Here is a 24,885-nt window from a genome sequence, read left to right on the forward strand (position 1 = left end):
TGTGTGCATCTGCGAGCAGCCCTGCGACTCTCTTGACGCAGCTTGCGTCTCTGATCTAGCGGTCTCTCAGGCGGGCCTGGACGGCCCGCTGTCGAGTCCTTAGAGAACAGGAGTTGTATGCCCAGATTCAGGTGGTTTGTTGCCGGAGCTTTCCAGAATCCTGGGACCAGTCGCTGAGATCCATTGCGGCGCAGGGCCTCTCGGTGCATGTTTTTGTGTTCATCGGTACGTCGCAAATCACCCTCTTAAACTGATGAGTCGGGAACTGTTCCCAAGGCAAACTGGGCTTACAACGTGGGCTTAGAGGATCAGCCAAACCCATCGCAAACACTAGGCTCTCAGTCGATGCTCTCGTTCAGCAAATATCAGGGACTTGGCAACGATTTCCTGATCGTTGAAGGCCGGCAGGGACAACTGCCTCATGCCATCAGTGATCCCGATCCAGCCTGGGTGCAGCGCATCTGTGATCGGCGCTTCGGCGTTGGCGGCGATGGCCTGATCCTGGCGCTGCCTCCTCAGGCGGATGGGGACCTGCGGATGCGGATTCTCAATGCCGACGGCAGTGAAGCCGAGATGTGTGGCAACGGCATTCGCTGCCTGGCCCGCTACCTCGCCGATACCGATGGTGATGCCCCCGGCAGCAGCTGGGACATCGAAACTCTGGCGGGAATAATCCGCCCGGAACTGATGGCCGATGGCCAGTTGCGGGTGGATATGGGCCCGCCCTTCCTCACCTCCGAGGGCATCCCCACAAGTCTGATGCCCGAAGACGGAGTGCCGCAGGGGGTGTTGCTCCTGGAGGGAGAGCAACTGAAGGTGGCGGCCGTTGGCATGGGTAATCCCCATGTGGTGGTGCCCGTGGACGACCTCGCCAGCATTCCCTTTGATGCCTGGGGTGCTGCCCTGGAGGTGCATCCGGCTTTCCCGGCCAAGACCAACGTTCATTTCCTCCAAGTGCACAGCCGTGAGCGGCTGGAGATCCGGGTCTGGGAACGGGGTGCAGGCCCGACCCTGGCCTGCGGCACCGGTGCCTGCGCCACCCTGGTGGCAGCGGTGTTGCTGGGCCTCGCCGATGACTGCGCCGAGGTGGTTCTGCCCGGCGGCCCGCTGATGATTGAGTGGCGCGATCGCAACGGTTCCGTGCTGATGACGGGGCCCGCTGAAGCGGTGTTTGACGGGGTTCTGACACCCGATTTGGTGCCGGCAGATTCGACGACGGCGTCGATCAGCGCTGCCCCTGCCTCTCCACCTGCGGCGACGGCCGCGGCCGAATTCGATTGCTCCAAGGATTGCGCTGACCAGTGTCAGCGCCCTGACCACTGCCTCCGCGATGAAGCGCAGCAGAAGGTGCAGGCCTTCCTCAGCAACACATCCCTCGACTCGATGCTCAATCTCGCCAGTGAGTCCCTGGAGCAGCGCACCAAAGCGCGGTTTGAGCGTGGAACGCCCTGAGCTCTACCTGGATGCTGCTGCCACGACACCGCCCCTGCCGCAGGTGATCGCGGTGATGCAGCAGGTGCAGCAAACGGCCTGGGCCAACCCCAGCAGCCTCCATGGAGCAGGGTTGGCAGCAGCGGAGGCCCTCGAGCGGGCGCGCTGGCGCATCGCCGAGCGTTTCTTTGTCAGCCCTGACCAGTTGATCGTCACATCAGGAGCGACGGAATCCGTTCACCTTGCCCTGCTCGGCAGTGCCGCCGGTCTTGTCCCGGGCCGGTTGGTGATCTCTGCGGTGGAGCATCCAGCGGTGGTCGCTGCGGCGGACCGACTGGAGGCCTTGGGCTGGAGCATTGCTGAATGGCCCGTTGATGGCCAGGGCGTTGTGAGGCTGGACCAACTCGATCGGCTGTTGTCTGCTCCCACCCGGCTGGTCTCCCTGATTGCCGCCCAGGGCGAGGTGGGTGCACTGCAACCCGTAAGCAAGATCGCTGAGGCCTGCCGGGAGCGCGGCATCGTCATCCACAGCGATGCCACTCAGCTTGTGCCCCAGGGTTGCTTCGCCTTCGAGCGACTCGGGGTTGATCTGCTGACCCTCTCAGCCCACAAGTTCCGCGGCCCCAGGGGGGTGGGCCTGCTGATTCGGGCCCCGGGTGTGGAACTTTCACCACTCCAGGGCGGTGGCGGCCAGGAACACGGCCTGCGTTCCGGCACCGAACCCGTTGCGTTGGTCAGTGGCATGGCCGAAGCCCTGATGGCCCTTCCCAGCTTTGACCCCGTCAGCCAGCCCGTTCCACCGGGCAGCTCGATCCAGATCCGTCGCCAACGGGATCAACTGCTCGAACGTCTGCTGGAGCTATCCCAGCTTCAGCTCTGCGGTCCTCCCCCGGATCAGCGTCTGCCCCATCACATCGCGCTGCTGGCTACCAGCGCTGATGGCCAGCCCCTGCCGGGACGCGATCTGGTGCGACGGCTGGCGGCGTCGGGGGTGGCCATCAGCAGTGGCAGTGCCTGCAGCAGTGGCAACAGTGCCGACAGTGCTGTGCTCATGGCCATGGGCGTTCCTGGGCCTGAACGGCAGTCGGGCCTGCGGCTGACCCTTGGCCCCTGGCTGTCGGATCAGGATCTCGATGCCGTCTCCGGCCGCTTTGAATCCGTACTCGAGACATTTCCCTGACATGCTTTGGCCATGACTCAATCCGACGCTCCCTGTCTCGCCCTCCCCGCGGATCTGCTCGCGGCCGAGCAAGCCTTGCTGCAAGCCGCCCTGGCGGCCGTTGGATCCGGCGACGGTCAACGCTGGGCTGCAAGCCTCCGTTTTGAGGGCCTTCGCCTGCTTCCGGTGGCGGTGCGTCTGGCGCGTGCACTGATCGCTGCCGGTCAGGATCTGTTGATGGTTTGGCCCGATGCCGGTGCTGCTGCCCTGGCCCGGCGCGATGCGGAAGACCTCAAAGAGGTGATCCTTGATTTCAATCAGCTCAAACGTGCGGTGAACGACGCCCCCGACACCCGTCTGCTGCTTGCGGTGAACCCCTCCCCTGCTGATTACGAGGAGTTCCAGGCGTTGTGTGAAAACCACGCCGGAGTGGTTTTGATGCTGAATGGGCGTCTAGAAGACGCTGCCGTCGGCATCGGCAGTGTGGCCCGGGAGCGTCGAAAGGGTTTCGTGGCCAGCTGGCAGCAGGCCTACTGGCTTCAGCCCCTGGAGGGAGGTGCGTTGATGCGCTGCTTCCCCGATGACTGGCGTCTCTATCGCCAGGATCCCGATGGTTACCGGCAACTTGAGGTGCTTGCCGAGCGGCCAGACCCGGACACCACGGCAGCTTTGCTGGCTGGTGAAGATCCCGACAGCATCAAACAACAGCTGTCCGGTGTGGACCGCTTCCTTGATGGTCTGCGCAACTGAGTCGCAGATGGCTTGATCCACGTTCAGACACTCTTTAAGGTTCGTGCTCAGGCTCCTCACCGATGCTGCTCAACAGGCTGCGATCCCTTTCTGTCATCGATGCAGTGGCTGGTGTTGTCGCCCTCGCTGCCCTGGGTGGGGTGATCTGGTCACCCAAGCTCTCGAATGCGGTCGCGAAAGCCACGGGAGCCGTCAAGCCCGTGCAGGTCAGCGTTGATGTTCGACATCTTTACAGCGCTGATCCCGAGGAACTGTTCAATGCGGCCAGAGAGGAAGCGGCGCTCAATATCGTGATTCGCAACCAACCGGCCGGCCGGTTGACTCTCATTTCTGTCGATGACCTCACCAATCCTCTGATGGCCGTACAGCCCGATGGTTCGGTGGTGACAGCCGATGTCCCAAGCACCCACCTTCCCCGCCATGCCCGATTTGTGATGGAGGCGAATGCGGAAATCAAATCCTCTGGTGTTGTGATCGGCGGCACCAAGCTAAAGGTGGGCGTACCCGTGGAGTTGGAAGGTCGTCTCTATCGCCTCAATGGGGTCGTGAGTGGAGTGACCCCCCTGTGATTCGTTCCGCCCTGCTCAGCCTGTTGGTGCTGGCTCCACAAATGCCCGCCAGGGCAGATCCTCCGCTGTTGTCTCCGCCTCCTGTGGTTCAGCGTCAGGGACAGGCGTTGCTCGGCGGCGGAGCTCTATGCCCGGCGTTGCAATCAGCTCTGGAATCAGCCGTGGGCCCAGAAAAGCACGTCTGGAGCGTCAGCGTGCTTGATCAACGTGGTCGGTTGCTGGCGGATCTGAACGGGGGGATTCCCAGGGTTCCGGCTTCGAATCAGAAACTGGTCAGCACGGCGTTTGCCCTGGATCGCCTAGGCCCTGACTTCAAGCTGAAGACACAGCTCCTGCGTCACGCCGATGGGACGTTGGAAATTGTGGGTGAAGGGGATCCCGACCTCAGCATTGCTGAGATACAGAAGTTCGCCATGGTTGCTCTCGGCCAGGGGGGCTCCCGCAACCCGGCCAGCCCTTCATCAACACCTGTTCAGCTGATGGTGCGGGAGGAACCGCGTCAGCGCTGGTGGCCCGCTGACTGGGACCCAGCGGACCGGTCTTACGCCTACGGCGCACCGATCACCCGCCTGGCTCTCACCAGCAATGCTTTGCATATGGCGGTCATGAATCCAGCGGCACGGCTGCAACGGATTTTGGATTCCACGATTCGCCAGCAGGGCGGCCAGATCCGACTGCAGATGGTGGATCAGCAGACTCGAGAAGCGGCACTGGAGCGGAGTGGTGCGCCGATGGTGGTGCTGCACCGCGAAGAGTCCGCGCCGATGCACGCTCTGCTCAGCCTGGCCAACACCGAGAGTCACAACTTCACCGCTGAGGTGCTGATGCGAGAGGCAGCGGATGCCTGGGATGTGAACCGTGCGGCGCTGTCCACCACCCGTTGGATGCAGGCCCAGGGAATACCCATGAAGGGGCTGAGGGTGCGTGACGGCAGCGGACTCTCGAGGGGTAACCGTCTCACCAGTCGTTCCCTTTCTGTTCTGCTGTGGCGTATGGCACAACATCCTCTGGCGGCCTACTACCAGGCCTCGATGGCGATTGCCGGTCAGAGGGGAACACTGCGCAACTTTCTCCGCGGCACCTCTGTTCAGGGTCGCTTCTGGGGCAAGACAGGAACCCTGACCGGGGTGCGTTCGATCTCTGGAATTCTCGCCACACCCCATGGTCCCCGCTACGTGAGCATGATCTCCAATGGCGCCTACGCGCCCAAACGGGTGATGGGTCAGATTCTGCTGGCAAGCCAGGGTGTCAGCCGTTGCCCCTCATGGAACGCAGGCGGGACGCCGCACGGTGGGCCCGGCTGATGGGCACCGTCTTGGAATCGTCCCCTCCACTGGATGCAGGGGACGCTGATCGGATCGTCTGAATTTTGGACAGTTCCTGCCGGCCGGCCATTACCACCTGAGCCATTTCCTTCAAACGCACTTCCAGCTCACCCAGCGTCTGTTCTGCATAACGGTTGGCGCCGTCCTGAACGCCAGCAGCTTCTTGACGACTGCGTTGAATGAGCGACTCGCATTGCTGCTGAGTCTGCTGACGGAACTGCAGTGCATCGTTGTGGATCCGCTCGGCCTCGTCGCGGCCCTCCTTCTGTAGCCGAAGGGCCTCCAGGCGAATGGTCTCAAGATCCTGCAAGGCCTGCTGACGGTTGGCTTCATGCTGATCAGCATGTTGACGTTTCAGCTCAACAGCCGTTTTCTCAATCTGCTGGATCTGCTGTTGAGCCTGTTGGCGGGTGGCTTCGAGTCGCTCGGCGTGCTGACGCTTCAGCTCAATCGCTTCCTGATCCAGTTGCTGGCGACGCTCGAGGGCTTCCTGCTCCAGCTCCTGGCGACGGGCAGCGAACTGTTGCTCCAACTGCGCAAGCTTGCTCTGCATCTCCTGCTCCAACTTGGCACCCTGCTGTCGCGTGGTCTGCAGGAGTTGCTCACACTGCTGGCGGGTCTGATCACGCAACTCATTCACCTGCCGCTCCGCCTCCTGACGAATGGCAGCGTTGTTCACCAGCTGTTCGCGCTGGCGCTGCGCCTGCTGAACAATGTCATCGGCACTTTTGCGGGCGGTGTTGATGAACTCATCACGCCGATCAATCAATTTCACGGCCCGCTCCAGTTCCTGGGGCAAAGCATCCCGAACGGCATCAAGAAGCTCGACGGCATCGGTTTCGTTCACCAGCCGTCCACCGGTGAACGGCAGTCGACTGCCCTCGAGCACAACCTCCTCCAGCTGATCGAGTTGATCGAGAACGGTGAACCGGACGTCGTTCATCTCAGCTGGCGGAGAAAGCTGAATTAAAGAGCCTGTTGAGGTCCTTCGCCACCTCTGGCGGCACCATATGGTCGATCGATCCACCGAAACGGGCCACTTCCTTCACAACAGAGCTGCTGAGAAAGCTGTGGCGCGCCGTGGTGGCCATAAACACCGTCTCCAGATCCTCCGCTAAGGAGCGGTTGGTGTGGGCGATCTGCAGTTCGTATTCGAAGTCACTCATCGCTCGCAGGCCCCTCAGGATCAGGTCGGCGCGATGGGTGACGGCACAGTTGACGGTGAGGCCATCGAAACTGATCACCTCAACGCCGGAGAGATGGCGCGTCGCGGTGCGGATCTGTTCGATCCGTGCTTCGACGCTGAACGCAGGCCGCTTGCTCGGATTGCTGAGCACCGCAACGACCACCTCACCAAACAGGCTCACGGCCCGCTCGATCAGGTCCATATGACCATTGGTGAGAGGGTCGAAACTGCCGGGGTAGAGAGCCCGCATCGGGAATCAGCGATGGGCGGATCCTATGCAGCGGATCGCTGTTTAGATTTCAGCCAACGCATCCGTGCCATGAGCCTCGACGTCGACGCCAAGAAGGTCCTGCTTCGCAAGATCCCCCACGGACTCTTCATCTGCGGCGTGCGCAACGGCGATGAGGTGAACGGTTTCACGGCCAGCTGGGTGACCCAGGGATCGTTCGAACCGCCGTTGGTGGTGATGGGCGTTCGGGCTGACAGCAGCAGTCACGCCATCATCGAGGCCACCGGCAGTTTCTCCCTCAACGTGCTGCGGGCCGATCAGAAAGATCTGGCAGCCGTGTTTTTCAAGCCCCAGAAGGCGCTCGGTGGTCGCTTTGAAGCAGCACCCTTCGAGGAAGGTGAACTTGGTCTTCCCCTGCTCACCGATGCCGTCGGTGGTGTGGAGTGCGAGCTCGTGGGTTCGATCAAGCACGGTGACCACACCGTCTTTGTGGGAGAAGTGAAAACGGCGCGTCTGATCGCCGATGGCGAGGCTCTTAACCTGGCCAGCACTGGCTGGAACTACGGCGGCTGAGCTGTCCTGGTGGATGCCGCCTCCAGTGCACCGCTGCTGACGCAGCCCGAGCGTCTTGAATGCCGCCTGAAGGAGATCCCTGCTGAGCCGGGTTGCTATCTGATGCGGGACGGCGACGACCGGATCCTCTACGTCGGCAAATCGAAGGCTTTGCGCAGCCGCGTGCGCAGCTATTTCCGCAGCCGCCACGATCTGTCGCCAAGGATCCGGCTGATGACCCGCCAGGTCTGTGAGATCGAATTCATCGTCACCGACAGCGAGGCGGAGGCCCTCGTTCTCGAATCCAACCTGATCAAAAACCATCAGCCGCACTTCAACGTGTTGCTGAAAGACGACAAGAAATATCCCTACCTCTGCATTACCTGGAGTGAGGCCTACCCACGGATTTTCATCACCCGTCGCCGTCGCTTCCGCAGCCCTCTCGATCGCTTTTACGGTCCTTATGTCGATGTCGGCCTGCTGCGCCGCACCCTGTTCCTGGTGAAGAGGGTGTTCCCGCTTCGGCAACGGCCACGACCGATGTACCCCGATCGCACGTGCCTCAACTACAGCATTGGGCGCTGTCCGGGGGTCTGCCAGGAAAAAATCAGCTCAGAGGACTATCACCGCACACTGCGCAAGGTGGCGATGGTGTTCCAGGGACGCAGTGATGAACTGCAGCAGCTGCTTCAGGAGCAAATGGAGCGGTATGCCGAGCGGATGGACTACGAATCCGCGGCCCGGGTTCGTGATCAACTTCAGGGGCTGGATCAGCTCACCGCCGACCAGAAGATGAGTTTGCCGGACTCCTCCGTGAGTCGGGATGTGCTGGCCCTTGCCTTCGATGAACGCTTGGCGGCCGTGCAGCTGTTTCAGATGCGCGCTGGGAAGTTGGTGGGACGTCTCGGCTACACCGCCGACGCTTCAGGCCTGGAACCGGGACTGATTCTGCAACGGGTGATCGAAGAGCACTACAGCCAGGTGGACTCCGTTGAGGTGCCCCCCCAGCTGTTGGTGCAGCACGCTCTGCCCCAGCAGACATTGATGGAGGAATGGCTCTCGGAACAGCGGGAGCGCCGGGTTCAGATCCACTGCCCGCAGCGCCAGCAGAAGGCTGACCTGATTGAACTGGTGCAGCGCAATGCGGAGTTTGAGTTGCTCCGCGCCAAGCAGGGTCAGGAGAAGCAGTCGTTGGCCACGGAGGATCTGGCCCAACTGCTGGAGTTGCCGACCCCGCCGCGGCGGATCGAGGGGTACGACATCAGCCACATCCAGGGCAGTGATGCGGTGGCCTCCCAGGTGGTGTTCATCGACGGACTGCCCGCCAAGCAGCACTACCGCAAGTACAAGATCCGCAGCAGCAGCATCCGCGCCGGCCACAGCGACGACTTCATGGCGATGGCGGAGATCATGCGCCGCCGTTTTCGGCGCTGGGCCCGAGCCAAGGCGGAGGGGGTGGATGTGGGTGCCCTGCGTCACAAAGGCGGCAGTGCCTTGCAGACCGACGGCCTCAATGACTGGCCTGATGTGGTGATGATTGACGGCGGTAAAGGCCAGCTTTCGGCAGTGATGGAGGCCCTGCGGGAGTTGGATCTTCACGAGGATCTCAACGTGTGCTCCCTTGCCAAGCAGCGTGAAGAGGTGTTTCTCCCCGGCGAAAGCCAGCCGCTGGAGAGTGAACCGGATCAGCTCGGGGTTGTGCTTCTTCGCCGCCTGCGGGACGAAGCCCACCGTTTCGCCGTCAGCTTCCACCGCCAGCAACGGGGTGAACGGATGAAGCGTTCACGCCTCTCGGACATCCCCGGGGTTGGGCCCAAGCGGGTCAAGGATCTCTTGGCTCACTTCCATTCGATTGATGCCATCCAACTGGCATCGGTTGAGACCTTGTCGAAGGCCCCTGGGGTGGGCCCGGCGCTGGCACGCGACATCCACGATTTCTTTCATCCTTCCGACGATGGCAGCGACGCTGATGCCAGGACTGCTTTAGAAGAGCAGCCTCAGGGACTCTCCGCATGATTCGTCATCTCTGCATGGCTCTGGCAGGAGTGCTTCTTTTCGCCACTCCGGTCTGGGCGTCTCCCGGCCTGTGCACGGGGCCCGTGTGTGCCGATGGCATCACCCGCAGCGCCAAGAACCACTGGCAGTTGGTGTTGCGGCTCAATGACCAGCAGGGCCATCGCGAAAAAGTGGTGATGAATTGCCGTGCTGGCCAGCTAAGCCCCATGGCAGGACCCGTCGATCGCGCCTATGCCACAGCGCTTGGCCGTCGTGCCTGCCGTCTTGCTGGGGAGGGCAGCTGACGGTGGATCTCAGTCTTGTTTTTCCCCATCAGTTGTTTGAGCAGCATCCTGCGCTTCGGCCGGGGCGGGTCGTGGCCCTGATCGAGGATCCGCTGCTGTTCGGTTGCGATCCCCGCTGGCCGATCCAGGTGCATCGGCAGCGACTGCTTTTGCATCGGGCCTCGATGAATGCCTACGCCGAGATGCTTCAGGCCAGGGGCTTTACCGTGTTGCGGGTGCTGCAGGGGCAGGCGGCCAGCACGGCTGAGATCCTCGGTGATCTGCTCGAGCAGGGCTACCGGGCCTTTCATCTGGCGGATCCGGTGGACGATGTTCTGACCCGGCGGATCTCCGCCTTCGCGTCACGCCATGGCTGTGGTCTGGAGATCGTCGCCACCCCGATGCTGCTTACCCCAGATGCCGTCATCGAGGACCATTTCGGTTCCGGCAAGAAGCCCCTAATGGGTCGCTTCTACGAGATGCAGCGCAAGCGACTGGACCTGCTGATCGATCTTGATGGTGGTCCTGTCGGTGGCCGCTGGAGTTTCGATGCCGACAACCGCAAGAAGCTCCCCAAGGGAATCCTGGTTCCAGAGCCCCCTGCCGAACGCTCGAGCGGCTCGGTTGCCCTCGTTGAGGCTGCACGGCAGCAGCTGATCGGGGAGGGTGTGGCCGGCATCGGCAGCTGGGACGGGTTCCATTACCCCGTCACCCATGGCGATGCAGCCCGTTGGTTGGATCAATTCCTCGAACAACGCCTGCGCCAGTTCGGGGCTTACGAAGATGCGATCAGCGCCCAGCACCAGGTGATGTGGCACAGCGTGCTCACGCCGATGCTCAACATCGGTCTGCTCACGCCGCAGCAGGTGCTGGATCGAACGCTGGAGCGGGCTGAAGCCGGTGACATCCCCTTCAATTCACTGGAGGGCTTTCTGCGTCAGATCGTCGGCTGGCGGGAGTTCATGGCGGCGATGTACCGACGCCATGGGGTGGAGATGCGCAAGGGCAATTTCTGGGGCTTCGACGATCGGCCGATCCCTTCCGCCTTCTACACCGCATCCACTGGTCTGGCCCCGATTGATGACGCCATCCGTCATGCCCTTGAGACCGGGTATTGCCATCACATCGAACGCCTGATGTTGCTGGGCAATGTGATGCTCCTCTGCGGATTCCATCCAACCCGGATCTACACCTGGTTCATGGAGCTGTTCGTGGATGCCTACGACTGGGTGATGGTGCCCAACGTCTACGGCATGAGTCAGTTCGCTGATGGTGGCATCTTCACCACCAAGCCCTATCTCTCCGGCTCGAACTACGTGCGCAAGATGTCGGATTACCGCAAAGGTGAGTGGTGTGACACCTGGGATGGCCTGTTCTGGACGTTCATCCATCGCCATCAGGACTTCTTCCGGCGCCAATACCGCCTCGCGATGATGGCCCGCAACCTGGATCGCATGGCTCCCGACGTTCTGTTGGCCCATCAGCGCCGGGCCAGCGATTTTCTTGACGCGCTCACCTGAGCCCTGCGTAAGGTCGCTCCAGATCAGTCGTGTTGATGACGTTTTCGCCCGAGGCCTACCTCTGGTTCAAGACCCTGCACATCGTTGGGGTTGTGGTGTGGTTTGCGGGCCTGTTCTATCTGGTGCGCCTGTTCATTTATCACGTTGAAACCGAGGAACTGGCGCCGGAACTGCAGCAGCCGTTCCGCGATCAGTACACCTTGATGGAGAAACGCCTCGCCAACATCATCACCACGCCGGGAATGGCTGTGGCGGTGTCGATGGCCATCGGGTTGCTGTTGGCTCAGCCCTCCTGGCTTCAGCAGGGCTGGATGCACGCCAAGCTGGGTTTCGTGGCGGCCCTGCTGGCTTATCACGTCTTCTGTTACCGGCTGATGGGCCAACTCCAAGCCGGCACCTGTGCCTGGTCGGGCAAGCAGCTGCGCGCTCTGAATGAGCTGCCCACGCTGCTGCTGGTGATCGTGGTGATGCTGGTGGTGTTCAAAACGCAGTTCCCTACCAGCGCAGCGACCTGGTTCATTGTCGCCCTGGTGGTGTTCATGGCCGCATCAATTCAGTTCTATGCCCGCTGGCGCCGCCTGCGGGCCGAAGCCTCCGCCAAAGCCTGAGATGACGGCTGAGATGCCCCACCCCCTCCAAGCTGTTCTCGAACAAGTGGGGCCGTCGAGCTGTCCCACGACGTATAACTTTCACTGCCACACCGTTTGCAGTGACGGCAGCCTCGAACCGATCGAGCTCATCCAGCAGGCCACCGAGCGGGGGCTCAAGCACCTGGCGGTGACGGATCACCACAGCAGCCATGCCCACCGTGAGATCCAGGGCTGGCTGGATCAGCGGCGTGCCAGTGGTGTTGAGGTGCCCACGGTCTGGAGCGGCATGGAAATCAGTGCACTGCTGAAGGGGTGCCTCGTTCATGTGCTCGCCCTTGGCTTCGAGCTCAACCACCCTGCGCTCCAGCCCTACAACCGTGGTGATGCCGTCGTCGGTGAATCGCTAAGGGCTGAGGCGGTGGTTAAAGCCATCCATGACGCCGGTGGATTGGCAGTGTTGGCCCATCCCGCCCGTTACCGCCTTGGCCATGACGTGCTGATCGATGAGGCGGCCCGGCTTGGTTTCGATGGCGGTGAAGCCTGGTACGACTACGACATGCAACCAACCTGGTCCGCCAGCCCGTTGATCTGCGAGGCCATCGATCGTCAGCTGAGCAACCTTGGCCTTTTGCGTACGTGTGGCACCGATACCCATGGAATTGACCTTTGCGGCCGCTAAGTTCATTCCATCTCAGTTCCGGTCGACATGGGCTTCTTGGATCGTCTGCTGAAAAAGGATTCCGCAGATTCCGACTCCACGATTCAGCCGCGCAAGCCAGCGAAGGAGAAGCCAGCCGAGTTCTTCCTTGATGCTGATGCTTCCTCTTCCCTGGGGGATGTGAATTACATGCGCGAGTCGAAGACGATTCGCCGCACCTTCCCCGGCACGGCCGCAAGCCCCGGAACGAAGGAACAGATCATGGAGGTGGCTGCCGAAACCGAGAAGCTTGAAAAGAGGAGCGATGGCCTTGGTGGTGTGGTCAAGAAGGAAGAATCAATCACCCTCAACGCGGGCATCCCCACACCGGTGAAGAAAACCTTCGCTACGCAGGTGAGCACCGAAGAGATGAGCAAGCGCCTCAAGGGCACCGCCATCACCGGTGTGAACACGCCTGCTCCCGCAGATGCTGCTCCCGTCGGCCGCAAGGAACAGTTGAAGCCCAAGGAGGAACCGGTTGCCAAGGCGGGTTCCGCTGAGCCATCTTCCAAGCCTGGATCCATCGATCCATTCCGTCAGATGGTCCGAGATCTCAACAAATAAGGCTGCCCCGTTCAATCTGGGCTTCGCTGCTGTTCACCAGAGCTTGGAGGTGCTTCAGCTGGCGATCCGTCGCTGATATCCAGAGGCCTCGATTTGAGGCCTCTAGCAGCCTTTCGGCCATGTCCCGGAGCACCCAGGGGTTGCTCGCTTTCAGGAACTCCAGAATCCGCGAATCGCTCAGCCACTGGTCGCAGACCGCGCCGTAACACCAGTCGGGGACGCGATCGGTCGAAGCGTCGTAGGCAAAAAGGTAATCAAGGCTGGCCCCCATCTCGAAGGCACCCTTGTAGCCATGCTGCATCATTCCCTCGATCCAGCGGGGGTTCAGCATCCTGCTGCGCATCACCTTGTCCAGTTCCTTCTCCAGCCGGTGCAGGCGAGGCCGTTCTGGTCGGGAATGATCTCCAAACCACAGTTGCGGCCGTGCTCCTGACACCTCTTCCACCGCGGCACTGAGGCCCCCCTGGAACTGGTAGTAGTCGTCGGAATCGAGCAGGTCGTGCTCGCGGTTGTCCTGGTTGTGGAGCACCACCTGCACCCTGCCCAGGGCCTGCTCGAGGCCGGAACGATCGAGGCTGGGGGCAGCGCTGCCGTCATAGGACCATTGGCTCCAACTGAGAAAGGCCTGGCCCAGGTCTGCTCGGGAGTCCCAGGCGCCACTGTCGATCAGGGCTTGCAGTCCGGCTCCGTAGGCACCGGGGGCGGATCCATAAATCCGGCCCTGGGGCCCACCTTGACGGGTGAGCTCGGCCAGGGGATTCAGTTCGTCCGGTTCATCGAGGGCCGCAACCATCGACTGGGCCTGATGCACCCAGCCCACCAGTTGGGGAAAGGCATCGCGAAACAGCCCGGAGATGCGCAGCACCACATCCACCCGCGGTCGCCCCAGCAAGCGGGCTGGAATCACCTCCAAGTCCACCAACCTTCGGGTGGGGCCATCCCAGACCGGTCGAACACCGATCAGGGCTAGCAGCTGAGCGATGTCTTCTCCGCCATTGCGCATCGTGGCTGTTCCCCAGACCGACAAAGCCAGATGGCGCAGGGGTTCTCCCTGCTCCAGCAGATGCAGATCCAACAACTGCTCCGCCGAGCGTCGCCCCAGGTCCCAGGCGGCTTCCGTGGGCAAGCCCCGCAGATCGACGGAATAGAAATTTCGGCCGGTGGGCAGTACATCGGGGCGTCCGCGACTCGGTGCCCCTGAGGGCCCAGCAGCGATGCGCTGCCCCTGAATGCCCCGCAGGAATGCCTCTTCTTCGGCGGCGGCACAACCGTTCAAGCGGGGCCAGAGATCGTCGTGCAGGTTCTGCAGGCAGGGATCCTCCCGGCTCCAGGTCCGGAACGGTTCCGCCAGTCCGTCGGCTTGTTCCCCATGGATGATCCGCCTGATCAAGAGCAGGGCCTGCTGCTCCAGCCAGGCGCAACCATCCCCCACCCGTCGGCAGTCTTCGCCACTCAGCAACCTCAGACAGGCCTGATCCGCCTCCGAGAGCTTGTCGCCTTCGTCCTGCTGCCAGGGATCAAAGTCCAGACCTGCCTGCAGGGCCATGGCCTGCAGTAAACCGGGCTGCCCCTGCCGGGGGGGCCGGGCCAGGGCGATCAGCAGTTCATCGGCGGCTTCTGTCGACGGCGCGACGCCGAAGCGGTGAAGGCCTGTGCGGATCTGGGATTCCTTGAGTTCGCAGAGATAGGTCTCCGCCTGATCCAGACAGGTCTCCAGCAGCCCCGGTTGTCGGCGAATCTCCTCTTCGCTCGGGATTCCGGGCCAGTCGAGGGCCAACAAGCTGGCATGGACCGACTGTTCCAACACCTGGGCCCGCTTCCCTCCCAGCTGCCGCACCTCCACCAGCTCATCCAGCAGGCCCTCCAAGCGTTGCAGCGGTCCATGCAACCCTGCCCGCCCCAAAGGCGGTGTGAGGTGGTCCAGCACCACGGCATGACCACGTCGCTTGGCCTGAGATCCTTCGCCCGGGTCGTTGACGATGAAGGGGTACAGGTGGGGGATCGGGCCCAAGGCCAGCTCGGGGCCGCAGGCATCGCTCAACCCCACCGACTTGCCCGGCAGCCATTCGGCACTGCCGTGCTTGCCCACATGCAGCATCACCTGGGTCTGATGCACGCTGCGCAGCCAGAGGTATTGGGCCAGATACCGGTGCGGTGGCGGCAGATCCGGTGAGTGGAGATCGGCGATCTGATCGGCGTCGTAGCCGCGATCCGGCTGGATCAGCACCACCACATGACCGAAGCGCAGGCCGTGGATGGCAAACCCCTTGTTTGGATCCAGATCGCAGGCAGCTTCTGGAGGTCCCCACCGGGATTCGATTAAGCGTCGAGCCGGCTCCGGGACAGTTCTCCACCACGTCTGATACGCGGTGAGGGGCAGATGATCCAGGGCTGGGCGGTGCTGTCCCTCCGGGGCATTGGTGCGACCAGCCAACAGCTGTTGCATCAAGCCATCGCCTGAACCCGGCAAGGTCTCCGTGCCCAGGTCATGGCCGGCGTCCGCCAGCCAGCGGAGCATCCGCGCCGTGCTGTCCGGCGTATCCAGGCCAACGCCATTGGCCACGCGGCCATCGCGCACGGGATAGTTGGCCAGCACCATCGCGACGCGCCGCTCAGCGCATGGGGTCTTGCGGAGCTCCACCCAGCGGCGGCTGTGCTCGGCCAGCCAGGCGATCCCCCGTTGATCCGGCTCCAGGCAAGGAATGGCCGTCGCCAGAGATCCACTGGTTTGCCGATGGTCGCGAAAACCACAGGGCCGCGTCGTGATTCGGGCATCCAGCTCAGGCATCACCACCTGCAGCGACAGATCCATCGGATTCAGCCCCTGGCTGCTCTCCAACCACTGAGCTCGGCTGCGGCTGCTGCTGAGCAGTTGCAACACCGGTCGATCGAGCCGATCCCAGAGGGGGCTGCCCAGGCCGGCCTGTTCGGCCTGAACCGAGGCAAAAGACGTACCCGCAATCACCAGCTCAGCGTTTTGGTGCTGCAACAGGTCGTGAACGCCGGCCTGCACCGCTGGGTCTCTCAAGCTACTGACCCAGAGCAGACAGGGCCGCAGTTCCTCTCGCCGCAGGGCGGCCGTGAGGGCATCCGCCAGGGCCAGATCTCCGGCCTGAAACTGGGCCCGATACAGCACCACACCCACTGCAGCCCCCGCTTCATCGCGCCAATCCCAGGGCATCGGATCCGGGCAAGGCACCACCGCAACGCTGTCGGGCGATGGGTGGGTGCCCTCCAGCAGGGCCTCGAGGGCCTTCAGCAGCTGCCCCATGTTGTCGATGCCACCTTCCCGCAGCAGTGCCGACAGCTGATCGGCCAGTTCAGCACTGCAGGAGCCCAGCCCGTGCAGTTCATTGCACTGATCGGCGGTTCCGGCAAGAACGATCAGTTGCCGCTGCGTCCCTTCGCCGCACCAGCGCTGCAGTTGCTCCAGGCCGTAACTCCAGTGCCCACGGCTGCCGAGCAGCCGTACCATGATCAAGCGTGCGGCCTGAGCCGTGGTGTTGAGGTAGTGGTCCAGCTGGGCTGGGTGGTCCAGACAGCTGAGGGGCAATGCCCGGATCCGCTCGTTCCAGGCTGGGCAGTCCGCCAGGCAGGCGTCGAGGCAGCTGATGTCAGTGCCTGCACTGGTGAGGAACAGCACATCAGCGCTCGGCTGCTCGACGAGCACCACATCTTCCGGTGGGTCCAGACCCGGACAGGTGGCAAGGCGATGCATGGAACCATTCTCCGTGTTGCGGTGACCGGTGGTGAGAAGATTCAGCGATCGGATCCATCACGGTGATGCATCAGTTCCTGCCCTATGCCTGGTTCCAGGGCCAGTGCGTTCCCTTCGAGGAGGCCAGGATCTCCATCGCCACCCATGCGCTGCACTACGGCACCGGTGCCTTCGGCGGCATGCGCGCCATTCCCGATCCTCAGAACAGCAACACCATGCTGTTGTTCCGTGCTGATCGGCACGCCCGCCGGCTGAGCCAGAGCGCGCGATTGCTGCTCACGGATCTGAGTGAAGACACGATTCTCTCAGCCCTCACCGCGATGCTGCAGGCCAACAAGCCTGACCAGCCGATTTATCTGCGGCCCTTCGTTTACACCAGCGATCTGGGCATCGCCCCGCGCCTGCACAACATCGAGACCGACTTTCTGATCTACGGACTCCCCCTGGGGGATTACCTCTCCCCAGAGGGGGTGAGCTGCCGGATAAGCAGCTGGACCCGCCAGGAAGACCGCTCCCTGCCGCTGCGCGGCAAGATTTCTGGCGCCTATATCACCAGTTCCCTGGCCAAGACGGAAGCCGTACAGAGCGGTTTTGATGAAGCCCTGCTGTTGAACAGTCGCGGCAAGATCAGTGAAGCCAGCGGCATGAACCTGTTCCTGGTGCGTGATGGCCAGCTGATCACGCCTGGTGTTGATCAGGACATCCTCGAGGGCATCACCCGCGCCAGTGTGATTGATCTGGCCAAAGCGATGGACATCCCTGTGATTGAACGTCCGGTCGACAAAACCGAGTTGTTCATCGCCGATGAAGTGTTCCTCTCCGGTACGGCCGCCAAGGTGACGCCGATCCGTCAGATCGAATCGACGGTGCTGAATGCCAAGCGTCCTGTGATGGATGCCCTGAAGGCCAAGCTTGTGGCGATCACCGAAGGGCGAGACCCCGCCTATGAGCACTGGGTCACCCGCATTCCGCTTTCCTGAAGGAACAGCCTGAAGTTCATCCTGAGCTTTTCTTAAGATCGGTGCTTCCCCGAGGGTGCATGGATGGTGGTGACGCAGGCAGATCAGCAAGCCACCACCTCCGCATTCCTCGAGTACCTGCATGGCCCCGAGCGGCCTGTGCTCGTATTCGACGGCGCCACAGGCACCAGCCTCCAGGGTCTGGGGCTGACTGCAGATGATTTCGGTGGTCCTGATCTGGAGGGTTGCAACGAAAACCTGGCGGTCACCAAACCGGATGCGGTCAAGGCGGTGCATCGCCAGTTCCTCGAGGTGGGCTGCGATGTCATCGAGACCGACACCTTCGGCGCCGCATCGATCGTGCTGGCGGAATATGGCCTGGAAGACAAGGCCTTCGAGCTGAACAAGCGGGCAGCCGAGCTGGCTCGGGAAATGGCTGATGAATTCAGCACTCCTGAGAAGCCCCGTTTCGTGGCGGGCTCCATGGGGCCCACCACCAAGCTGCCCACGCTGGGCCACATCGATTTCGACACGATGCGGGATTCGTTCCGCGAGCAGGCTGAGGGGCTGATCGCCGGCAATGTCGACCTGTTCATCGTCGAAACCTGTCAGGACGTGTTGCAGATCAAGGCAGCGCTTCAGGGCATCGAAGAGGCCTTTGCCGCCACCGGTGAGCGGCGGGCTCTGATGGTGTCGGTGACGATGGAAACAACCGGCACCATGCTCGTCGGCACGGACATCGCTGCCGTGGTGTCGATCCTTGAGCCGTTCCCGATCGACATCCTCGGCCTCAACTGCGCCACCGGGCCCGAGCAGATGAAGGAGCACATTCGCTATCTCTCCGAGCATTCCCCCTTCACCGTCAGCTGCATTCCCAATGCCGGGCTGCCGGAAAACGTTGGTGGTGTGGCCCATTACCGCCTCACGCCGGTGGAGCTGAAGATGCAGCTCATGCACTTCGTTGAGGACCTCGGCGTGCAAGTAATCGGTGGCTGCTGCGGCACCACCCCCGCCCACATCGGCAGCCTGGCGGAACTGGCGCAGGAGCTGAAGCCAGCACAACGGCCCTCCCGCTGGGATCAGGCCAGCGCGGAGGATGTGCGGCCCAGCCTCAACTACGAGCCCGCCGCATCATCGATTTACGGTGTCACGCCTTACCACCAGGACAATTCCTTTCTGATCATTGGTGAGCGGCTCAATGCCAGCGGCAGCCGCAAGGTGCGTGAACTGCTGGCGGAGGAAGACTGGGACGGGCTGGTGTCCGTGGCCCGCGGCCAGGTGAAGGAAAATGCCCACGTGCTCGACGTCAACGTCGACTACGTCGGTCGTGATGGCGAGCGGGATATGCACGAGCTGGTGAGCCGTCTGGTCACCAACGTCAACCTGCCCCTGATGCTCGACTCCACCGAGTGGCAGAAGATGGAGGCGGGCCTCAAGGTGGCCGGAGGCAAATGCATCCTCAACTCCACGAACTACGAAGACGGTGACGAGCGCTTCTTCAAGGTTTTGGAGCTGGCCCGTCGCTACGGCGCCGCTGTGGTGGTCGGCACGATCGATGAAGACGGCATGGCCAGAACGGCGGAGAAGAAGTTCGCCATCGCCCAGCGGGCCTATCGCGATGCCCTGGAGTTCGGCATCCCGGCCCACGAGATCTTCTACGACCCCTTGGCCCTTCCCATCTCCACTGGTATCGAGGAAGACCGGCTGAATGGGCGCGCCACCGTGGATGCCATCCGGATGATCCGGAAGAACCTCCCCGGCGTGCACGTGGTGCTCGGGGTCAGCAATGTGAGTTTCGGCCTGTCACCGGCGGCCCGGATCACCCTCAATTCGGTGTTCCTCCATGACTGCTGTGAAGCCGGCATGGATTCGGCCATCGTCAGTCCCGCCAAGATTCTTCCGTTGATCAAGATCAGCGATGACCACCAGACGGTGTGTCGTGATCTGATCAACGACAACCGCCGTTTCGAGGACGGCATCTGCGTCTACGACCCGCTCACCGAACTCACCCAGCTGTTCGAGGGAGTCAGCACCAAGGAAGCGCGTGCTTCTGGTCCCTCGCTGGCGGATCTGCCGATTGAGGAACGTCTCAAGCAGCACATCATTGATGGGGAGCGCATCGGCCTGGAGCCATCCCTGGACGAGGCGCTACAGACCTATCCCCCTCTGCAGATCATCAACACCTTCCTCCTGGATGGCATGAAGGTGGTGGGTGAATTGTTCGGCAGCGGCCAGATGCAGCTCCCCTTCGTGCTGCAAAGCGCCGAGACGATGAAATCCGCCGTGGCTCACCTTGAGCCGCACATGGAAACAATCGAGGGTGAGAGCACGAGCAAGGGCAAGTTCCTGATCGCCACGGTGAAGGGCGATGTCCACGACATCGGAAAGAACCTGGTGGACATCATCCTCACCAACAACGGCTACGAGGTGATCAACCTGGGTATCAAGCAGAGCTGTGAAGCCATCGTTGAAGCCCAGCGTGAACATCAGGCCGATTGCATCGCCATGAGCGGTCTGCTGGTGAAATCCACGGCCTTCATGAAGGACAACCTCCAGGCCTTCAACGCTGCCGGGATCGATGTTCCTGTGATCCTCGGCGGTGCAGCGCTGACGCCACGCTTCGTGCAGAAGGACTGCCGCGAGGTCTACGACGGCAAGGTGATCTACGGCCGGGATGCCTTCGCTGATCTGCGCTTCATGGACGCGTTGATGGAGGCGAAGCGGAGCGATAACTGGACCAACACCAAGGGATTTCTGGCAGATGCTCCCGATGGGGTGAGCCTTGATGAAGAGTCGACAACCTCCGAGAACGCTGAAGAGACATCCGCCTCCGCGACGGATGGTCCAGCACCGGATCTGCCGCCGGTGAGCTCGGATCGTTCCGACGCCGTCCCCGCAGAAGCCGCACCGGTGCCCCCCTTCCTGGGCTCCGCTGTGATCACTGAGGCTGACATCGACATCGCTGAGGTCTTTCACTACCTCGACCGCAATGCTCTTTTTGCCGGCCAGTGGATGCTCCGCAAAACCAAGGAGCAGAGCCGGGACGACTACGAAGCGATGCTGGCGGAGAAAGCAGAGCCCGTATTGCAGGAGTGGATGCAGCGTTGCATCGATGAGTCGCTGTTGACCCCCCGGGCGGTGTACGGCTACTTCCATGCGGGACGCGATGGCAACAGCCTTCGGGTGTTCGATGCTGATGGCACGCGGGAACTCGGGCGTTTTGAACTGCCCCGTCAGCGGTCTGGCAAGCGCTACTGCATTGCCGACTTCTTCAACGATCTGGACCCTGATGGACGCCCCAGGGACGTGCTGCCGATGCAGGCCGTGACCATGGGCCAAAAGGCCTCTGTAGTGGCTCAGGAGTTGTTCAAGGGAGATCGCTACAGCGACTATCTGTACTTCCATGGCCTGGCGGTACAGATGGCCGAAGCGATGGCGGAATGGGTGCACGCACGCATTCGCGGCGAACTTGGCTTCGCTGATCCCGACGGCATGGCCCTGCGGGACGTGCTGGCGCAGCGTTATCGCGGTAGTCGCTACTCCTTCGGCTACCCCGCCTGCCCCAATGTGGCTGATTCCAGGCAACAGCTGGAATGGCTCGGCGCCGATCGGATCGGCCTCAGCATGGACGCGAGCGACCAGCTCGAACCGGAGCAGAGCACCACAGCATTGGTGGCTCTCCACTCCCAGGCGCGTTACTTCAGCGCCTGAACCCTCAGGGGCGTCCCATAGCCTGAGACGCCCTGTCTTTGCTCACCATGGCCATTGCCGGACCCGATGGTGTCGATGCCGCCATCAAAGCGGGTGTCGATCTCGATGGAAGTCCAATCCCTGAAGCGATGCTCGTGCTCTACAACCAGGTGATGGATCTGGAGAGTCAGCGCGCTCGCAGTGGTGTTCTGAAATCGATGCGCAACCGGGTGGTCAAGACCGGAGCCAAGCATTTCGACCAGGAAACGCTCAATCAGAAGCTCCAGGAGGCGGGATGGGACGGTCTCAAGGCCAAGGAGATCGCCTTCTTCTACGGATGATCCTCCGCTGACAGAGAAGCAGTTTCTGCCTGGCTCAGTCCTGGCAGAGCTTCTCCATCGTGTCGATCACCTCTTGCTGGAACGATTCCAGGGCACTGGACTCGCTCAGATCAAGGCCCTCGCCAGCGGCGTTCTGAGCCAGGTCCTGGAAATGAAAGGCTCCCTCTCCATTGGCAAGGAACTCGATCGCCGAGCTTTCGCCGCTCTCGCGAAACGCATCACAGAGCGCAAGAAACGCAGCGTCTTCAGTGAACTCCCAATCCATCGAGTGGACATGACTGAATGACCTTTAACCCGCTCCCCCAGGGGTTCGTCAACCGTCTGAAGTCAAAATGTGCCAGTCCTTGGGCAGACTCCCCCTTAATTGAGCCCTCAGATGTCCAGCAGCAGCCCCGAATTTCCGCCGGCCAGGAACGTTCTTGGCGACCCACTGCAGAGTTGCAGTTGTGAGCCGATGACAGGTTGGTATCGCAATGGTCTCTGTCAAACCGATCCATCGGATCTCGGCCAACACAGCATCTGTTGCGTGATGACTGAGCAATTTCTCAGTTACAGCAAGGCCCAGGGCAATGACCTGATCACCCCGATGCCCGCCTTTCAGTTCCCGGGCTTGAAACCAGGGGACCACTGGTGCGTCTGTGCACCACGCTGGAAGCAGGCTTACGAGGATGGCGTCGCACCACTGGTGCGCTTGGAGGCCACGGAAGACACGGCCCTGACCGTGGTGGGCCTTGAGCAGCTGAAGCAGCACGCTCACCAATCGATCGACTGACCGTCCCAGGCCAGAAAAGCCCCTGATTGTTCAGGGGTCTGCTGAAGCAACACCTCCACCAACTGCTGAGCGGCCCGTTCTGGAGAGAAAAGTTTGTCCGGTGCCACGAAGCTCTGGAACGGACGGGACAGGTCTGTGTCCGTCGTGCCGGGATGCAACAGGCTCACGGTGGCTAAGGGCCAGCGGCGGGCCCATTCAATGCTCAGGCAGCGCAGCAGCTGGTTCTGTGCCGCCTTTGCTGCTCTGTAGCCGTACCAGCCCCCGCTGCGGTTGTCGCCGATGCTGCCCACGCGAGCGCTGAGGCTGGCGAAATGGAACGGTTGATCCCGCTGCAGTAAAGGCTCGATCGCCTTGGCCAGCAGGATCGGAGCCATGGCATTGATGCCGAATTGCTGCTCCAATTGGGATCGCTCGACCTGTTGAAGACGTTTTTCCGGTTGAAGCCCTGGCCCGTGCAGGCGTCCGCTGCAGTTGAACACCAAACGCAGGGGGAGACCCTCCGCATGCAGGCTTGAGCTCAGTTGATCCAGATCACTGTCCTTCTCGATATCCAGCTGCAGTGTGGATTCAGGCGGTCCATGACGTCCGGCCGTCAGCACCTTCAGATCAGGGCAGGTGCGCTTCAGTTCTGTTGCCACAGCCGATCCGATCCCGCCGGGGCCAACCACCAGGGCCAAGCCAACCCAAGTGGTCGAGGCTGCTTCGACCATGTGATCTTGCAATGGAGTGAGGACCGTCTAGCGGAAATCGGGCATCATCGGCAGTGAGCCCCCGTACTACAGCTGGTGCCGAGTCACCGTCGTTTCTGGCCCCCAGCAGCTCTTGGTGCCCTGCTCATGGTCGGCTGGGTGATCTGGTCTGCTCGCCCTCTACCGCAACGGGTGGATGAGGAGCCCATCAGCCTCTTGAAACTCCTCGACAACGAAGCGTCCGGCAAGACTCAAGCATCACCCCGTTCATCGACGTCGCAACAGCCGCCCCATGTCGTGCCGAAGCTGCCACCGGCCGACGATGCAACTATCCCCTTGGCGATCCGTGTGGGTCTGATCAGCCAGAGCCCGGTAAGAACCTTCTCGCCTGGCCGTAACGTCCTCTGCCGAAACCAGGAGAACATGGAGATCCCCGCGCAGCAGCTGGGGAACACGATTGCCGAATCGAAACATAAGGAGATTCATTGCTCAGGTGGTCCTGTTCAGATCAACCAGCGGCGCTATTTGGGAGATGTATCGCTGTTCAGAGGTCAGCCAGACTGGCTTGCTGTGGTTTCACTTGATCTGGAGACCTATGTGGCTTCTGTGGTTGGTGCCGAAATGCCCAGCCAATGGCATCAGGAAGCCTTGAAGGCACAAGCCGTGGCAGCCCGGTCCTATGCCTTAGCGCATCTCGCGAGACCAGCCACGACGAGGTATCACCTGGGCGATACAACCCGCTGGCAAGTGTTCTCAGGAGAGTCAAGTGCCACCGAGGCCAGTCGATCCGCAACCTGGGAGACCCGCGGACTCATCCTCAGTTACAACGGCGGCATTGTGGAGAGTCTCTACGCGTCGAACGCACAAATCAGTGCTGAAGCCCATGGTCATCTCGGCGCCAGCATGAGTCAAACCGGTGCACAGCAGCTCGCCCGTCAGGGGCAACCTTTCAATGCAATTCTCAGTAGATACTACTCAGGAGCCTCGCTGGCACGGTTGAAATGGCATGACCAATGATCTGCTCCAAAAAGCGAAGGACGTCGCCACTGCAGCGCAGGCCAATGGATCCCTGGTACCGCTCGAAACCTCGCTCACACACCTGATAGGTCAGCAAGGTGCCCGCTTTGAACTGAGACATCTGCAGAGTGCAACCCCAAAACATCTGCAAGCGGAGGGACCCAAACCGAATCCATTCCTTCCCTGGGATCAACATCTCGAGGTGAAACGTATCGGGAATTCCCATGCAGTGATTCTCAACAAATACCCGGTTCAGTCCGCTCACATGCTGCTGATCACCAAAACCTGGCAACCTCAATCCGGTTGGTTGTCCATGGAGGATTGGAATGCCCTAGCTCTAGTCGATGCCATGACAACAGGTCTGTGGTTCTTCAACAGTGGGCCAGATGCAGGTGCCAGTCAGCCACACCGTCATCTGCAGTTGTTACCTCGAGCGCCAGGAGAACCGATCTGTGCCCGGCAGACTTGGTTTCAACGCTGCGCGGAGGGCATCACCTCGGTTGAGGATGAACCTCTCTTACGGAGCAGTCGCGTTGTCAAGTTGGCGTCGAGCCTGACCGGTGAAAAACTCCATCAAGTCTATTTGACTCTTGCTGAAGAGCTTGAGCTGGGTACACCGGAGCAGAACGATCGTCCACAGGGGGCTTACAACCTCTTGATGTCGAGGGATTGGATGGCCCTCATTCGACGAAGAAGGGAAGGCATACACGGCTTCAACGTCAATGCACTGGGCTTCGCGGGTTCCTTACTGAGTACGGATGCATCAGATCGTGCATGGATCGAGCGCAAGGGACCAGAGGCTCTGCTCCACGCAGTTGCTGACGCTGTTGGTTAATCGCGAAACCAGG

The 24,885-nt window shown here is 61.6% G+C and carries 23 protein-coding genes; 18 read left to right on the forward strand and 5 right to left on the reverse strand.

Features of this window, described 5'->3' with window-relative positions:
* Nucleotides 1-345: 345 nt before the first annotated feature.
* The 5 genes from dapF (at nucleotide 346) to dacB (ending at nucleotide 5,213) form a co-directional block, all read left to right on the forward strand.
* Nucleotides 346-1,452, forward strand: coding sequence for a diaminopimelate epimerase (gene dapF / locus KR52_RS08860; RefSeq protein WP_038554861.1), 1,107 nt, complete (start codon nucleotides 346-348; stop codon nucleotides 1,450-1,452).
* A complete protein-coding gene (locus KR52_RS08865; protein ID WP_084221975.1) occupies nucleotides 1,439-2,611 on the forward strand; it encodes a cysteine desulfurase family protein in 1,173 nt (390 codons plus the stop codon). Before dapF ends, KR52_RS08865 begins: the two co-directional genes overlap by 14 nt.
* A 12-nt stretch (nucleotides 2,612-2,623) precedes the next feature.
* The gene (locus KR52_RS08870; RefSeq protein WP_038554866.1) at nucleotides 2,624-3,340 is read left to right on the forward strand and encodes a DUF1995 family protein; all 717 of its coding nucleotides are present in this window, start codon (nucleotides 2,624-2,626) and stop codon (nucleotides 3,338-3,340) included.
* A 62-nt stretch (nucleotides 3,341-3,402) separates the two neighbouring features.
* Entirely contained in the window at nucleotides 3,403-3,909 is a 507-nt protein-coding gene (locus tag KR52_RS08875) for a DUF4330 domain-containing protein (protein ID WP_038554868.1), read from the forward strand.
* Between the two features lie 41 nt (nucleotides 3,910-3,950).
* Nucleotides 3,951-5,213 (forward strand): D-alanyl-D-alanine carboxypeptidase/D-alanyl-D-alanine-endopeptidase, encoded by a 1,263-nt coding sequence (dacB, locus tag KR52_RS08880; protein WP_051834419.1) that lies wholly within the window; start codon nucleotides 3,951-3,953, stop codon nucleotides 5,211-5,213.
* Here the strand turns inward: dacB and KR52_RS08885 are convergent.
* The gene (locus tag KR52_RS08885) at nucleotides 5,158-6,177 is read right to left on the reverse strand and encodes a hypothetical protein (RefSeq protein WP_038554871.1); all 1,020 of its coding nucleotides are present in this window, start codon (nucleotides 6,175-6,177) and stop codon (nucleotides 5,158-5,160) included. The genes dacB and KR52_RS08885 overlap by 56 nt on opposite strands.
* 1 nt (nucleotide 6,178) lies before the next feature.
* Nucleotides 6,179-6,670: a pantetheine-phosphate adenylyltransferase gene (gene coaD / locus KR52_RS08890; protein WP_038554874.1), complete on the reverse strand. Its 492-nt coding sequence runs from the start codon at nucleotides 6,668-6,670 to the stop codon at nucleotides 6,179-6,181.
* Between the two features lie 69 nt (nucleotides 6,671-6,739).
* Here coaD and KR52_RS08895 point away from each other — a divergent pair, with 69 nt between their 5' ends.
* The 7 genes from KR52_RS08895 to KR52_RS08925 are packed head-to-tail and all read left to right on the forward strand — an operon-like array spanning nucleotide 6,740 to nucleotide 12,851.
* Complete coding sequence (locus KR52_RS08895; RefSeq protein WP_038557141.1) at nucleotides 6,740-7,222, forward strand: flavin reductase family protein; 483 nt, start codon at nucleotides 6,740-6,742, stop codon at nucleotides 7,220-7,222.
* 9 nt (nucleotides 7,223-7,231) lie between these two features.
* On the forward strand, nucleotides 7,232-9,217 hold the full coding sequence (gene uvrC, locus KR52_RS08900; protein WP_038554876.1) for an excinuclease ABC subunit UvrC: 1,986 nt from the start codon (nucleotides 7,232-7,234) through the stop codon (nucleotides 9,215-9,217).
* A complete protein-coding gene (locus KR52_RS08905) occupies nucleotides 9,214-9,501 on the forward strand; it encodes a hypothetical protein (protein WP_038554879.1) in 288 nt (95 codons plus the stop codon). The genes uvrC and KR52_RS08905 overlap by 4 nt, the downstream gene beginning before the upstream one ends.
* 2 nt (nucleotides 9,502-9,503) lie before the next feature.
* The gene (locus tag KR52_RS08910) at nucleotides 9,504-11,000 is read left to right on the forward strand and encodes a cryptochrome/photolyase family protein (protein ID WP_038554883.1); all 1,497 of its coding nucleotides are present in this window, start codon (nucleotides 9,504-9,506) and stop codon (nucleotides 10,998-11,000) included.
* A 35-nt stretch (nucleotides 11,001-11,035) separates the two neighbouring features.
* Nucleotides 11,036-11,608, forward strand: a complete 573-nt coding sequence (hemJ, locus tag KR52_RS08915) for a protoporphyrinogen oxidase HemJ (RefSeq protein WP_038554885.1) — start codon at nucleotides 11,036-11,038, stop codon at nucleotides 11,606-11,608.
* 13 nt (nucleotides 11,609-11,621) lie between these two features.
* Nucleotides 11,622-12,269 (forward strand): PHP domain-containing protein, encoded by a 648-nt coding sequence (locus tag KR52_RS08920; protein ID WP_038557142.1) that lies wholly within the window; start codon nucleotides 11,622-11,624, stop codon nucleotides 12,267-12,269.
* Between the two features lie 27 nt (nucleotides 12,270-12,296).
* On the forward strand, nucleotides 12,297-12,851 hold the full coding sequence (locus KR52_RS08925; protein WP_038554887.1) for a hypothetical protein: 555 nt from the start codon (nucleotides 12,297-12,299) through the stop codon (nucleotides 12,849-12,851).
* Here the strand turns inward: KR52_RS08925 and cobN are convergent.
* Nucleotides 12,841-16,569 carry a cobaltochelatase subunit CobN gene (gene cobN, locus KR52_RS08930; RefSeq protein ID WP_038554889.1) on the reverse strand — a complete coding sequence of 1,243 codons (3,729 nt, stop codon included), beginning with the start codon at nucleotides 16,567-16,569 and terminating at the stop codon, nucleotides 12,841-12,843. The two genes, KR52_RS08925 and cobN, sit on opposite strands and share 11 nt — an antisense overlap.
* Nucleotides 16,570-16,634: 65 nt before the next feature.
* Here cobN and KR52_RS08935 point away from each other — a divergent pair, with 65 nt between their 5' ends.
* From KR52_RS08935 to KR52_RS08945, 3 genes are all read left to right on the forward strand, one after another.
* Entirely contained in the window at nucleotides 16,635-17,549 is a 915-nt protein-coding gene (locus KR52_RS08935) for a branched-chain amino acid transaminase (protein ID WP_038554891.1), read from the forward strand.
* 63 nt (nucleotides 17,550-17,612) lie between these two features.
* Nucleotides 17,613-21,239, forward strand: a complete 3,627-nt coding sequence (gene metH, locus KR52_RS08940) for a methionine synthase (protein ID WP_038554892.1) — start codon at nucleotides 17,613-17,615, stop codon at nucleotides 21,237-21,239.
* Between the two features lie 47 nt (nucleotides 21,240-21,286).
* The gene (locus KR52_RS08945) at nucleotides 21,287-21,559 is read left to right on the forward strand and encodes a DUF4090 family protein (protein WP_038557143.1); all 273 of its coding nucleotides are present in this window, start codon (nucleotides 21,287-21,289) and stop codon (nucleotides 21,557-21,559) included.
* Between the two features lie 34 nt (nucleotides 21,560-21,593).
* On the opposite strand, the gene KR52_RS08950 is transcribed toward KR52_RS08945, so the two are convergent.
* On the reverse strand, nucleotides 21,594-21,824 hold the full coding sequence (locus KR52_RS08950; protein WP_006851429.1) for a hypothetical protein: 231 nt from the start codon (nucleotides 21,822-21,824) through the stop codon (nucleotides 21,594-21,596).
* Between the two features lie 111 nt (nucleotides 21,825-21,935).
* Between KR52_RS08950 and KR52_RS08955 the strand changes: the two genes are divergently transcribed.
* Nucleotides 21,936-22,331 (forward strand): DUF2237 family protein, encoded by a 396-nt coding sequence (locus KR52_RS08955; protein WP_038554896.1) that lies wholly within the window; start codon nucleotides 21,936-21,938, stop codon nucleotides 22,329-22,331.
* Here KR52_RS08955 and KR52_RS08960 read toward each other — a convergent pair.
* Nucleotides 22,313-23,041, reverse strand: coding sequence for an SDR family NAD(P)-dependent oxidoreductase (locus KR52_RS08960; protein WP_038557145.1), 729 nt, complete (start codon nucleotides 23,039-23,041; stop codon nucleotides 22,313-22,315). The genes KR52_RS08955 and KR52_RS08960 overlap by 19 nt on opposite strands.
* 75 nt (nucleotides 23,042-23,116) lie before the next feature.
* Here KR52_RS08960 and KR52_RS13290 point away from each other — a divergent pair, with 75 nt between their 5' ends.
* Together KR52_RS13290 and KR52_RS08970 are read left to right on the forward strand one after the other, a co-directional pair.
* The gene (locus KR52_RS13290) at nucleotides 23,117-24,037 is read left to right on the forward strand and encodes a SpoIID/LytB domain-containing protein (protein ID WP_253912364.1); all 921 of its coding nucleotides are present in this window, start codon (nucleotides 23,117-23,119) and stop codon (nucleotides 24,035-24,037) included.
* Nucleotides 24,027-24,872 (forward strand): DUF4922 domain-containing protein, encoded by an 846-nt coding sequence (locus KR52_RS08970; RefSeq protein WP_038554899.1) that lies wholly within the window; start codon nucleotides 24,027-24,029, stop codon nucleotides 24,870-24,872. The genes KR52_RS13290 and KR52_RS08970 overlap by 11 nt, the downstream gene beginning before the upstream one ends.
* Nucleotides 24,873-24,885: the final 13 nt, after the last annotated feature.

Origin of the sequence: Synechococcus sp. KORDI-52 (assembly GCF_000737595.1) — a bacterium.
Taxonomy (GTDB): Bacteria; Cyanobacteriota; Cyanobacteriia; order PCC-6307; family Cyanobiaceae; genus Parasynechococcus.